The sequence below is a fragment of the Gardnerella leopoldii genome (genome assembly GCF_003293675.1).
In the GTDB taxonomy this organism is placed as follows: domain Bacteria; phylum Actinomycetota; class Actinomycetes; order Actinomycetales; family Bifidobacteriaceae; genus Bifidobacterium; species Bifidobacterium leopoldii.
The window spans coordinates 60,820-74,411 of the sequence record NZ_CP029984.1; the positions used below are offsets into that span (position 1 = coordinate 60,820).

10 protein-coding genes are annotated in these 13,592 nt (G+C 43.3%); 6 read left to right on the forward strand and 4 right to left on the reverse strand.

What is annotated here, in order from left to right:
* The first annotated feature begins 40 nt into the window (after positions 1-40).
* Together DOD25_RS00360 and DOD25_RS00365 are read left to right on the forward strand one after the other, a co-directional pair.
* Positions 41-697: a hypothetical protein gene (locus DOD25_RS00360; RefSeq protein WP_004109607.1), complete on the forward strand. Its 657-nt coding sequence runs from the start codon at positions 41-43 to the stop codon at positions 695-697.
* Positions 698-800: 103 nt separating this feature from the next.
* Positions 801-890, forward strand: a complete 90-nt coding sequence (locus DOD25_RS00365) for a 30S ribosomal protein bS22 (protein WP_004268639.1) — start codon at positions 801-803, stop codon at positions 888-890.
* Between the two features lie 136 nt (positions 891-1,026).
* Here DOD25_RS00365 and rpiA read toward each other — a convergent pair whose 3' ends face one another.
* The 4 genes from rpiA to DOD25_RS00385 form a co-directional block, all read right to left on the reverse strand.
* On the reverse strand, positions 1,027-1,725 hold the full coding sequence (gene rpiA / locus DOD25_RS00370; RefSeq protein WP_004105437.1) for a ribose-5-phosphate isomerase RpiA: 699 nt from the start codon (positions 1,723-1,725) through the stop codon (positions 1,027-1,029).
* Between the two features lie 597 nt (positions 1,726-2,322).
* Entirely contained in the window at positions 2,323-3,453 is a 1,131-nt protein-coding gene (locus tag DOD25_RS00375) for a ribonuclease H family protein (protein WP_064340472.1), read from the reverse strand.
* Between the two features lie 34 nt (positions 3,454-3,487).
* Complete coding sequence (gene pgm, locus DOD25_RS00380; protein WP_112928496.1) at positions 3,488-5,161, reverse strand: phosphoglucomutase (alpha-D-glucose-1,6-bisphosphate-dependent); 1,674 nt, start codon at positions 5,159-5,161, stop codon at positions 3,488-3,490.
* A gap of 30 nt (positions 5,162-5,191) precedes the next feature.
* The gene (locus tag DOD25_RS00385; protein WP_004105433.1) at positions 5,192-6,292 is read right to left on the reverse strand and encodes a diacylglycerol/lipid kinase family protein; all 1,101 of its coding nucleotides are present in this window, start codon (positions 6,290-6,292) and stop codon (positions 5,192-5,194) included.
* 382 nt (positions 6,293-6,674) lie between these two features.
* Here DOD25_RS00385 and DOD25_RS00390 point away from each other — a divergent pair, with 382 nt between their 5' ends.
* From DOD25_RS00390 to DOD25_RS00405, 4 genes are all read left to right on the forward strand, one after another.
* A complete protein-coding gene (locus tag DOD25_RS00390; protein ID WP_112928497.1) occupies positions 6,675-8,492 on the forward strand; it encodes a L,D-transpeptidase in 1,818 nt (605 codons plus the stop codon).
* The gene (locus tag DOD25_RS00395; protein WP_004105429.1) at positions 8,489-9,973 is read left to right on the forward strand and encodes an App1 family protein; all 1,485 of its coding nucleotides are present in this window, start codon (positions 8,489-8,491) and stop codon (positions 9,971-9,973) included. The genes DOD25_RS00390 and DOD25_RS00395 overlap by 4 nt, the downstream gene beginning before the upstream one ends.
* A gap of 89 nt (positions 9,974-10,062) precedes the next feature.
* The gene (locus DOD25_RS00400) at positions 10,063-12,555 is read left to right on the forward strand and encodes a S9 family peptidase (RefSeq protein WP_112928498.1); all 2,493 of its coding nucleotides are present in this window, start codon (positions 10,063-10,065) and stop codon (positions 12,553-12,555) included.
* A gap of 286 nt (positions 12,556-12,841) precedes the next feature.
* Positions 12,842-13,552, forward strand: a complete 711-nt coding sequence (locus DOD25_RS00405; protein WP_004105425.1) for a Crp/Fnr family transcriptional regulator — start codon at positions 12,842-12,844, stop codon at positions 13,550-13,552.
* Positions 13,553-13,592: the final 40 nt, after the last annotated feature.

Here is a 13,592-nt window from a genome sequence, read left to right on the forward strand (position 1 = left end):
GCGTACTAAAAGCGTCATCGCGATGTGACATAATGCAAGTATGTCGAAATCGAATGCTTCAAGTATGAATGCTTCAAAGATGGGTGCGTTGAATATGAATTCCTCAAGTGTCAATAATTCATCACACAGCAAGTTATTAGTTGTGTTGACTTCAGCTGCAGTAATTGTGGTTTTGGCTCTAATTTCAGCATTTATGTGGCCAGGTTGGGCATTGAATCACGAAAATGTTGCGAGCAAAAATCATATGGTAATGCCTAAAACGCCTTCTATACCATCGAAACCTTTGCCAGCATCTTCTACGGCATTGCTTAAGGCTATGCCTGATAGCGTACTTGATTTCGCTCGTGTTGACGCTATACCTAGTGCAACTTGGACTGAATCGTCGCCTTTGGAGGAATATTCTGTTAAGTACTCAACTGGTCAGCCAGATGGGGAAGTGTCTGTAACTGTTGCTCAATGGTCGAATCGCGATTCTGCGAACAAGCAGTATGAAGCGTTAGTTGATGGACTTAAGGGTTCTGATATCGCAAGTGGAAAAATTCAAGTTTCTGGTAAGACTTCCGGTAGCTATGTGTTGCGAAATGATGAAAATGATAAATCACAGGCTAGTGCATTGTGGCAGAACGATACCGCTGTTTTTGAAGTGAACGGCGCAAAGCAAGCAGTAGAGCGTTTTTATCACAGATTCCCAATGTAAATGTTGTAAAAAATGATGTTCTTTGTAATATCACTCCACAAAGTCGTTAAAACGGTGTAACATTAGGCAAGTTGCACACTTTACATAGGAATGGAGGCTTCAGATGGGTTCTGTCATCAAGAAGCGCCGCAAGCGGATGAGCAAGAAGAAGCACCGCAAACTGCTGCGTAAGACTCGTCACCAGCGCAAGTAATTTTCTTACTATGCGTTGATGCGTGTCTGAACGTTTAGGCACGTAAGACTTTTTTGAAGCGTCGGTTTTTCCGGCGCTTTTTATATACAAAAAAGTAGAGCCCGCGTTTGCGGACTCTACTTTTCGATTAGTTTCGCTACTTATTTGGGTTTGTAAGCGTGCGAGGACCGTTTGGATCGCCAACAATCACCGTGTCAACCATATTCAAGAACAAGCCGTGTTCCACAACGCCAACAGTTTCAATCAAATCTTTCGCCAACTCCTGCGGATGCTCAATGCGCTCCATATGCAAATCAACCACGAAGTTGTTCTCGTCGGTGCGCACTTCCTTGCCGTCTGCATCAAGACGCAAAACTGGCTTATATCCGCGCTTTTCGAACTTACGAATCACCTGCGCGGAGCCAAACGGAATCACCTCAACAGGAAGTGGGAACTTGCCAATCGTGTCGACTACTTTGCTTGCGTCAACAATCCACACAATGCGGTCGGAATTAATAGCTACAATCTTTTCCCAAAGAAGAGCTGCGCCGCCGCCTTTAATTCCGTTGAAATTCTTGTCAACTTCGTCAGAACCATCGATTGTAACGTCAATGTGATCCACTTCGTTAATGTCGAGAATCTTAATGCCGTAGCCCTCTGCCTGCTCTTGTGTGCGACGAGAAGTGGTGACTCCTGTGAAGCTCAAGCCTTCTTCCTTAACTCTGCGGCCAAGCTCGTCAACTAAGAAACGCACTGTAGAGCCGGTGCCAAGACCAACCATCATTCCATTCTTTACAATCTTTGCGGCTTCAATGCCTGCTGCTTTTTTAAGCGCATCTTGTTGTGCTTTATCCATTATCCCTGCTTTCTTGTTTTTGTTATTCCCGAGTTCGCCGATGAACTTCCATCGCTATTTGCGGGAGAGGCTTTGTGTTTTTATGCGTGCCTCATTTTCGTACATTTCCATATTAACCTTTGCCAAGATTTTTAGGGCTATGTGCATCTTAGTTGCGTCGTCATTCATTCACGGGATATTCGTGTGGTAGAGATTTGAGATTTTTCGCACTGATTGGATGCTTGCATGTTTATGAAGTTTTGCAGTTGCGCTCTGCCGACGTTGAGTATTTATTGCTTAGAGAACACTAGCGTCATTGTTACTGCATGCGTCACGCCAGGCACTCCTACCACACCACAGAACACTAGCGGTTTTACTAGTAGTGAGGGGTGGGTGTTGCTTGGTCGAGCAATATAAAAGCGGAACGATAGTAATAATCGTGATGATGAATACTATTTTTGCAGAGAAAGTAAGTAAAAAACTAAACTTAACTACGCAACCGCTAAGTCTAAGTAAGGTATAAGAGCGGAGCGCTGCGAGACAAGTAACACCCACTACTCACAGCCACATATAGAAATCCGCCAGCCAAACACCACACTAAACGAATTGCAAAAATAGCTATGAAAGGTAGAAGGCAGTTGGAGATAAATGCAAGGTGCCGTCGGGTTCTACGTAGCCGCTTACGTTGATTGTGCCGGAAATAAAACGCGCCTCGCCGTTAAAGCTTGGGCTTGTGTTTGGTGGTGGAGTAAATTGTAATACGCCAGAAACACTTAATCCTTGAACAGCTTTAGATGTAGTTTGCGTAACATTTTGCTCTGTTTTTGGAACTTCTTGAACAATAGTTATAGCGTCTTGCTGGTGCATATCTTGTTTATTTTCTATTGATAGTGCATCTTTTTCGCTATTTTCTAACGTTTCACGCTTTGTTTCACGCGCTTGTTTACATATTTCTTCTTGCGCTTGTTTAGGCTTTGTTTCACATGCTGCTTCTTGCGTTTGTTCGCGCGCTGATTCATTTGCAGATTCAGTTAGATCACTAGCGTTTTTACTATTTTGTGCAGAAAAATCAGGATTAATATCTTCACCAACTGTGCGTTCAAGATGATATTCTGCATTGGAAATTTTGCCATCTAAAAGCATTTTCGCATCACTTGGCACATTCGTACCTTTTGCATATTCAGAAGCAAGAAGCGACTTCCAGCCTTCTAAAGGCAAGTATCCGTCCTTCAAACCATTTCGGCAATCTTCCGCATATCCGCGCGCTAGTGTATCAACTTTTTCGTTTCCTTCGTTTCCTGCGTGACCCTTAACCCACACGAATTTTACGGCGCCTTCGCGCTTAGTAATTTCCGCGTCGATTGCTCGAATCAGCTCGGCATTTTTAACAGGTTCATTTTTAGAGTTTTTCCAACCGTTCTTTTTCCATCCGTGAATCCACGTAGTTGCGCAGTTTATAGCGTATTGTGAATCACTTTCGATTGTGAGCGGCTCACTTCCAGGATGTGCTCGTAAAGCTTCCAAAACTGCGCATAATTCGCCAATTTGATTTGTGCCATTAGTTGCGCCTCCAGCATCTGCATTGCCTGTGTGATGGTGTTCGTTAGAGCTACCAGACTCGTCAATGTGATCTGCCCACGCCCAACCCATTGAACCGTTTGGGTTTCCGAGCGCGGAACCATCTGTCGAAACAACAATCATGACAAAACCTTTCAAAAATGCGCCGGCTGCAGATTGCAACCAGCGCAATTAGTAGATTCTTTATTTACGCAAGATTATTACGTTACGCTAAAGCCTTGTCGACTACAGCAGTAGCTTCCTCAAGCACCTTGTCAAGTGCTTCTGGAGAAACGAAGGATTCTGCGTAAACCTTGTAAATATTCTCGGTACCAGATGGGCGAGCAGCGAACCAGTTGTTCTTAGTCGTCACCTTCAAGCCACCAATCTTTGCGCCGTTTCCAGGAGCTTCCGTAAGCTTTGCGGTAATATCCTCACCAGCAAGCTTAGTTGCTTCAACGTCGTCGCCGCTCAAAGCTGCAAACTTCTGCTTTTGCTCAAGTGTGGTTGGGGTATCGACGCGCTTATACCAGCTTTCGCCAAAACGAGCTACCTGATCCTGGTGAAGCTGAGCTGGGTTCTTGCCAGTCTTTGCAGTAATTTCCGCAGCGAGCAAATCAGGAATCAAGCCATCCTTATCGGTGGTCCACACGCGACCATCTTTGCGCAAGAAGCTCATGCCGGAGCTTTCCTCGCCGCCGAAAGCAACTTCGCCGCTAAAGAGTGGGTCAACGAACCACTTGAATCCAACTGGAACTTCCACAAGCTTTGCGTTAATAGAAGCAGCCACGCGGTCGATCAAGGAAGAAGACACAAGCGTCTTGCCGATAGCAGTATTCTTTGGCCAATCCGGGCGAGCACCGCCGAACAAGTACTCCACGCACACCGCGATGTAATGGTTCGGGTTCATAACGCCCCAGTTCGGGCACACAATACCGTGGCGGTCAGCATCTGGATCGGTGCCGCCAACCAAATCGTACTTATCCCAAGCGCCAGCGTTAAGCTGATCAACTAAGCCCTTCATTGCGTAAGGAGAGCTTGGATCCATACGAATCTTGCCATCGTGGTCAATAGTCATGAATCGCCAAGTTGGGTCAACTTCTGGACGCACAACGCCAATGTTCAAACCGTACTTTTCGTTCATAAGTGGCCAGTAGTTTACGCTTGCGCCGCCGAGTGGGTCAATTCCCAAACGCACGCCGCTAGAGCGAATCACATCGAAATCGATTACATTAGCCAAATCGCTAACGTAGTGTTCGCGGTAATCGAAGCCTTCAACCAAATCAGACTTGATTGCTTCCTCGAAAGGTACGCGCTTTACGGACTTGTAATTGTCGAGCAATTCGTTTGCGCGAGCTGCAATTGCGTTAGTTACTTCCGCAGGTGCAGGGCCGCCTGTTACAGGATCGTACTTAAAACCACCGTCGGTTGGTGGGTTGTGTGAAGGAGTGACGACAATGCCGTCAGCCAAGCCGTTGCCGCTAAAACGCTGAGTGCCGTCGGCTGCGCGATTATGAGTCAAAATAGCCTGAGAAACAACAGGAGTTGGCACGAAGTCGCCGCGAGAATCCACGCGAACGTGAACTCCGTTAGCAACCAAAACCTCAATAGCGGTTTTTTGAGCAGGCTCAGAAAGAGCGTGCGTATCGCGACCAATATAAAGAGGACCAGTTACGCCAGCTTTCTTGCGATATTCAGCAATAGCTTGCGTAATTGCCACAATATGAGCTTCGTTAAACGAAGTTTTCAAAGCAGAACCACGGTGACCGGACGTGCCGAAAATCACGCGCTGTTCTGGAATGTTGGAATTTGGAACTTCATCATAGTAAGCGCCAACCAAAGCGTCGACGTCGACTAGATCTTCTGGGGTGGCGGGCATTCCCGCATTTTTTGCTACCATAATTTTTTATTTTGCCACAGCGCTTGTATTTTATTTATTTTCTGGCACTCTTACGCACAATGCTTGCTTGTCAACAGTGAAGCGCAAATGTTTCGTATATCCCAAAATGTCGCCGTCTACTTGCACTGGAGCAGATTTTTCTAATTGCACTTCTGCGCTAAAACCTTGCGTTTGGTCAATTCTCGAGCCTGCAGAAAGCGAATCCTGCTGGAGTGCGCGCCCTGTTAGCGTTTGGTGTATTACTCCTCGGAACAAATTAGCCCAACCAATTAAACCGCCAGAAGTGTCAATAATCTCAAAATCAAGCACACCATCGTCGTATGCTGCTTCTGGCATAAGCGAAAACATAGGAATTTGACCGCAATTTCCAGCCATAAGTGTGCGGAAAGTCAATCCTTTTAGCACACTTTCGTCGCCATTTGAACGCTGTAAGGTAACGGTTGCGCGATATTTTGGCATAAACAAATGCTTTACACCAGAGACAAAATAAGCAAGCCAACTAATATTCTTTTTTAAGTTTGGATCAGTGTCGTCAATCATTAACGCGTCAAAACCAATGCCTGCAATAATTAAGAATGCGTGTCCATGATCTTCTTCTGGATTGTCGAGAATCGTTACGCGCCCAACGTCAACCTGCCTAGAACCGTGAGAAGTTGCAACACGCAACGCAGCATCCACGTCGTTTACTGGAATTCCCATATTTCTAGCAAAAAGATTGCCAGTTCCAATAGGAATAATTCCCATCGCATGACCTTTACCGCTTACTGCGCTCGCAACAGTACGAACCGTGCCATCTCCGCCGACTGCTACTACTACATTAGCTCCATTTGAAAGTGCTTCTAAAGCGCATTCGCGTCCATCTTTATCTAACTGTGTATCAATAATTTCGTAGGTTAAATTGCGTTCTTTGCAATAATTTTTAATACTTTCGCGATACGATTCCGCTTGTGGTTTTGAAGGATTAAGTATGAATGCGTAATGCACTGAGTCGCCGTGTCGTTGAGCAAGTTTTTCTGCCAAATGATGACGTTTTAAAGCGCGCGAAACAATCATGATGACGAATGGTGCGAGTACAAGCGCGAATACAATCATCATAAGAGCAATAGTCGCTTGAATAGGCATAGTTGGCATACCTCCTATTCTTGCACATTATTTTTTCTACAATACTAAATTTTGCGGCATATTGCGAATATTTACGTTTTTTACACATTTGTGTAGTATTTATTGTTTTTATAAATATCGTTTATTGCTTGTATTAGATATTTATTAGTTACTCATTAGGTGTCGGCTAGTTGCTAGTTAATTGTGCATTTTGCTGCTTTTGCTTGTTCTTTGCTCGTTTTTTAACGTGTATTATTCGCATTAATTCTGTACTAAATATTTAGCTAGTTATATAGCTAGTTATGTAACCAGTTATGCTCTCATGTTTCGCTAATACTAATTTCGTGCGTCGCTAGTGGTAAACTGTGCAAGCGTGTCTGTCGCATACAATTATTGAGCAGAGGTTTTGAATATGGCTGAATTACAGCAAAATTTTGAGGGAGATGAATCCTTCAATATTACATCTAGTAATATGCCTGATGATGCTAGTGACGATACTGTTGCTTTTATGCAGGTTCCTCAAAGTCATGTAGAAGATCAAATGGCTGATAATTCTGTTAATTATGAGGGAACTCTTGCTGATAATTTAGGCGAAGTCGCCGATGAAGAAGATACTTCTGGAGACATTGTTGACGATATCGTTGAAGATATTGCCGGTAATAAGAAGAATGTGTTTGGCAATAATGCTACATCTTATGGCATGTATGCAAATGCAACTCCTGCCGATTCAACTGCAACCGATTCATTTAGAGTAGTAGAGCCGAAAGCAAAGAAACATCGTGCGAACCGTTCCGCATTGGCGTTGATGTATTCGCTTCTTATTTTTGTTATTTTGTTAGCTGCAGCATTTTTTGCACTTCATTTGTATTTCAACAATCGAGTTGCTCCAGGTGTTGATTTTGGTGATGCTTCTATTACGCGCAATCTCACTGGCTATCAGGAAGATTCTGTAAGCAAGACTGTTCAGAATGCTGTGGATCATAGCGAATTAGTAATTAGTGACGATCAAGGCAATAGTGTTGATGCAGATTTGAGTCAACTTGGTGTCAAGATTGATAAGAACGCAACTGTAAAAGCTATTATGAATGCTAAGCGAGATAATTTATTTACTCGTATTATGCCTTGGGTTCATCAAACCGTGAGCTTGAAAGCTGTACGTGATGATTCTGCTTTGGATTCGTACTTATTGCATAAGTTTATTCGTGAGAAGGATCGCGCTGTACCTTATAGTGCAGTTTTCGACAAGGATTCTGAATCTTACAAGGTAGAGGATGGTATACCTGGTCGCACTATAGAAACTATGTCTGTTCGTGAAGCAGTAAAAAAGTTAATTGCTCACCCTGGTAAAACAGTAAAAGTTTCTGTTACATCTCGACGCACTGACGCTCCTATTAAGCTTGATGCAGCGCAGAAACTTGTAGATGATTTAAATAAACTTCTTGAGAAAAAAATCACGTTTAATAACGGTGACGGTAAAGATTTTACGGTTCCAAAAGAAGCGATTGCGTCTTGGATCAGTATAAAAGCAGATACGACTCGCCGTAAGCTTTCTTACACAATTGATGCAGATAAAGCAGATTATTATTTGTCTCAAGTTCTTCCAAAAGAGCTTAATCAGCAAAAGATTAATCAGGAAGATGCAGTCAATAAAGAAGGCAAGTTTATTTTCACAACACTTAAAGGTTCTAATGGTGTTGAAATTAGCTATTCCGATAGTATTGCGAAAAAGGCTGTAGAATCTTTGCGCAATGGCAATGATTTCAAGATGTCTGTTCCTTCAAAAATCACTAAGTTTACCGTTGAAAAGAAGCTTGTTGAAATGCGCATTGTTGTTGACAAAACAACCCAAACGGCTTCTGTTTATAGGAATGATGAACTTGTAAAAACATTCCCTGTTTGCACAGGTAAGCGCGGTGCCGATGATTCAGCTTCTGGTACATTCTTTATTTACTTGCGTTATGCTTCACAAGATATGCGCGGTAGGAATGGCGATGGCTCTCCTTACTTCTCTCCTGGAGTGCGTTGGGTTAGCTATTACCATGGTGGAGAAGGTTTCCACACTGCTTCTTGGAATTATAAGGGTATTGCAACTGGCGATGCTGCAAATCACGGCTCTCATGGTTGCATAAACATGTATGAGCAGGATGCTCGCTGGATTTTTGAAAATTGCCCACGTGGCACTATTGTGCAAATTGTTGGCACGACTCCGGATGGTCCGGTACGCGAATGAGCGAATCTGTGGGTAACTCACTTAACAAAGATGAACGCGCCGAAGGACTTTCGCTTTCTGCGCGTTCTAATCTTGAGTATGTGCAAAGCCCACAATCTACTCCGCAATTAGTGGCGTCTAGACGGATTAGCAGTGCGCCAATTCCTGTGCATGTTACGGCAACATTGTTTGACGCTCCTTCTAAAGCTGAGCGTATTGACAATAAGCCATTGCTTGTGCGTTTTGGTCGCAGGCTCGTTACATCTATTGTCGGCATGTGGATGCGTCTTGCTGGTCGTGTTGCACGTCGTTTTGGCTGGTTTCCAAGTGTTGAGCCATATATTGGGTATGGAACGCATAGATATGCTCGCTTGATTTGCAGAACTGTGTATGCTCCAAAGCTTGGTCATCATTCTGCTCTAAAACGCGGAATTTATGCGATGCTTGTTGTTCCTGCTGTGCGTGTGCGCGTGGCTTTGTCTATTGACGGTATTCCTGTAGAAACAGCTCAAATTGGCGATTCTGAAATATACGATAAGCCTGAAGGTTCACGCGATGGTAGTGCAGAGTACTGTATTTCTGACCGTGCAGGGTATTTAGATTTAATTACCGAACGCGCTTTAGAGCCTGGTCGTCACGTTGTTTCGTATTCTGTTAGTGACCGTGAGCCTGTAAAAGCGAGTTTATTTGCTATTGATGCAAATGTTCCTGTTGGTGTTATTTCGGACGTTGACGACACTATTATGGTTACTCAAGCGCCTTCGCCAATTCGCGCTGCTTATAATTTGCTTATTATGAATCCTGCTCATCGTTCGCCAGTTGCTGGAATGTCTGAGTTTTTCCAGTCTTTAGAGCGTTTGCGTGACGATATTCCATTTTTCTATCTTTCTACTTCTCCGTGGAATGTTGAGGCTTCAATTCGTCACTTTATTGATCGCGAAAAGTTTCCTGAGGGTCCTCTTCTTCTTCGTGATTTGGATCCGCGTCCTAAAACTTTTATTCCAAACGGACCGCAGCATAAATTAGAATTTGCAACTCAACTTATGGATGATTTTCCTGGCATGCGTTTTGTGCTTATTGGCGATGATGGTCAAAAGGATCCTTTAACGTATGCGAATATTATTCGTAAGCATCCAGGTCGTGTGCTTGCAGTAGGTATTAGGCAATTGCGTAAGCGTGCTACTGTTGAGGATTTTCGTCGTAAATTATCTCGTGATTTTGCTGTTGCTTTAAGTGCATCTAAACGTGCGTATGTTTTTTCGGATGCTCTTGATACTACGTGTGAAGATGCGCAAGAAATTCCTACTATGGCGATCGAAAAATTAAATAATGCTAACGAGTTTTCTGGTGATATTGATGATTTTGATGATGCTCAAATGCGCATAATTGAAGCAGAAGGTGCTGCTGGTACTTTGCAAGGCGTGCCATTTTTTGCAGCTCCTCAAGGCAAAGATTTAGCTAAAGTAATGCTTCCGTTTATAGAGGAAGCGATTGCGAAATAGTATAAAATAATTGCAAAATAATTTTGTAATATTAAAGAATTGCAGAAAATATTTCGTTACTAATATATAAGAGCTGAAGAAAATACTTAATGAAAATTAAAAGAGGTGTAGCTATGAATAATCAAGATTTTGCAAAGCCAAAAGCGGCAGAACGCATACCGTCGGCACGTGAATTCCATGGCGACACTTATATAGACGAATATGCTTGGATGAAAGATCGCAATAATCCTAAGCTTATGGAATACGTCAATAGTCAAAATGCTTATACTGAACAGCGTGTAAAGCACTTAGCAAACTTGCGTTCTACATTATTTGACGAGTTGCGCTCAAGAGTTCAAGAAACAGACATGTCTGTTCCTATGCGCATGAATAATTACTGGTATTACGTGCGTACTGAAAAAGGCAAACAATACGCTGTGCAATGCCGTATGAAAGTCGAAAATAGTGACGATTGGAATCCGCCAACTATCGACAATTCTGCAAAGCCTGGCACAACTGATGGTGAAGAGATTTTATTTGATGCAAACTTTGAATCTGAGCACTCTGGTGGCAAGTTCTTTAGAGTCGGTGGAATGGATTTGAGCACCGACGGTTTGCGAATGCTGTACGGTGTCGACACTCAAGGCGATGAACGCTTTAACTATTTTATTCGTGACTTTTCTACAAAAACATGTTCTTGGTCGCAGTTAGAAGAATCGTGGGAAAATCTTGCTTCTGCTTCACTTTCTCCAGATGGAAAATGGGTGTTTTATGTAAAGCTTGATGATGCTTGGCGTCCTTATCAAGTTTGGAGGCATAAGGTCGGCACTAAAGTTTCCAGCGATGTAAAAGTTTTTGAAGAAACTGACGAGCGATTTTTTGTTGACGTGTATGAAAGTTTTGACGAACGATACATGATGATCAGTAGTAGTTCAAAGACTACATCGCGCGTGCTTATGCTTCCTTTGAGCAATCCTGAGGGCGAATTCCGTATGGTTATTGAGCCGGTTGAGGGAGTGGAATACGATATTTCTTTCGCTTGCTTCGAGAATGCTGGCGAAAATGGTGAAGATATTCCAATTGCGATTGTGTGCCATAACGCTAAAAATCCTAATTTTGAAATTGACATTATTGATATGAGAGGAAATTCCGGCAAGTTTGATGAGCATGTAACGTATAAGCTTTCGGATGGAGTATGTGTTGCTTCGGGTTCTCCTTATGGTTGCGAGCAAGGAGATGCTTGGCAAAAAGGTGCCGGAAGTGAGCCTATTACAAAGCCTTATAATTCGCCTCAAAATCCTGAAATATTGCAAAATGCAGTTGGATTGAGCATAAGCGGATTGTCAATGTACAAAAATTATGTGGCACTAGCTTACCGTTCTCAAGGTTTGCCGCATTTGGCTGTAATGAGCAAGAAGCGCGCTGTTGAAGATTTTTTGCAAGCAAAACCGTGGCGTTTTTGCGAAGTGCGACCGCTTTCTTCCCAGCTTGCGAATCAATTTACGGATCAACTTACGGATCAATTTTCTTCTCAACTTACGGATCAAGCGCAAGCCGAATCACGTGCTGCGCTCGCAAATATTTCACAAGAAGAAATCAACAATAATCGCTTATTTAGTATTTCTATGACTGGAAATCCTTCGTACGAAGCTCCGCATATGCGTTACGCTTTTGGCAGTTACGCAACTTTAGGTCAACTTCGCGAGTTGGATCCTTTAACAGGCGAAGATGTGTTGCTCAAGCAAGGTAAAATTTTAGGCGAATTTAATGAGCACAATTATGCTGAAAAGCGCGTTTGGATTACTGCTCGAGATGGTGAGCGTGTGCCAGTATCGCTTGTGTGGCGTCCGGATAAAATTTCTCAAACTGACTCAATGTTTATTACTGGTTATGGAGCGTATGAAGTTAGTTCAGACCCTACTTTTTCTGTCGGTCGCTTGAGTTTGCTGGATCGCGGCGTGTTATATGCGCAAGTGCATGTGCGAGGCGGTGGCGAAATGGGTCGCGCGTGGTATGAGCAGGGTAGGCGCGTTAATAAAAAGCATACTTTTGAAGATTTTGTTGATGCCACGCGTGCTTTGCAAAATGCTGGTTTTGCTTCTGCTTGCCATACTGTTGCAAACGGTGGTTCAGCAGGAGGCTTGCTTATGGGTGCTATAGCAAATATGGCTCCGGAATGTTATGCAGGAATTGAAGCAGACGTGCCTTTTGTAGATGCCCTTACGTCTATGCTCGACTCTTCTTTGCCGCTTACTGTAACAGAGTGGGATGAGTGGGGCAATCCGCTCGATGATTCTGAAGCTTATGCTTATATGAAATCGTATACTCCTTACGAAAATGTGCCTTGCGCAAAAACGGAAGATGGTCGCAAGAAGTTAGCTGATTTTCCGAAAATCTTAATCACATCGTCTATTCACGACACGCGCGTGCTTGTTACGGAACCTTTGAAATGGCTCGCTAAATTGCAAGCTTCTGGGGTTGATGCAATTGCTCGTATTGAAACTGACGGTGGTCACGGTGGCACTTCTGGCAGGTACAGGCAATGGCAGGAGTTAGCTTATGAAAACGCATGGTGCTTGCATGTTATGGGAGTAAATAGTTAGTCGGAAGCGGCAGAAACTTTACTGCGTTGTAAAGTAAATGTCGTTTGTGTGCTAAAAGGCGGCAGAAACTTTACTGCGTTGTAAAAAAACGGTCGTTTGCATGCTAAAAAGCGGCAGAAACTTTACAACGGCGTAAAGTAAATGTCGTTTCCTCGTCTTTCGTGATATCATAGGTCAGGTGATGTGCGTTTTTCGCTTACGCTTTTCGTTTGCGTTTGCGTTCATCCGCATACAGGTAGTTCAATGGAGATATCTACTTATTGCTTAATGAAGGGGTAGAGCAGCAATGGCAACACTCAGCGTTGACAGCGATGAATTTTCACTGCAACATACCGCATTGTTTAAGCAAGTTCCAGCTGATCAAGTAAAAGAATTGATGCAGTATTTGCAAGAATCGACATTTAAAAAAGGTTCGGCAATTTTTAATGAAGGCGATACTGACCATCGAATGTACTTGCTTGAGCGTGGAAGAGTAAAATTAGTTCGTCATTCAAACGACAATCGTGTGCAATTGTTAAGTATTCACACTCCTGGCGAAATTCTAGGCGAAATTCCCGTTTTTGATCCTAGCGGCGGTCCTCGTACAGCTTCAGCAATATCTATTACCAACAATACTAGAGTTTTATGGCTAGAAAATGACGTGTTATTCCATTGGCTAAACAATCACCCTAGCGTTGCAGTAGATATGCTTCAAGTGCTTGCAGCGCGCATGAGAGCAAATAATGAGCGAATTTCCGACTTAGTTTTTATGGATGTTCCTGCTCGTTTAGCGAAGACTTTGCTGAATTTAGCTTCAAGATTTGGCGAGCCTATGAGCGATGGCTTGCTTGTGCCGCATGATTTAACGCAAGAAGAGCTTGCGCAACTTGTTGGCTCTTCACGCGAAACAGTTAACAAAGCACTTATGGATTTTGCAAACAGAGGCTGGATTATGCGCCAAGGCAGGTCAATTATTATTTATAAGCCTGGCATGCTTATTCGTCGAGCTGAGCGTTAAAGTGCGAATGTTTATGATGCCAGTTTTCAAGTAGAGGCAA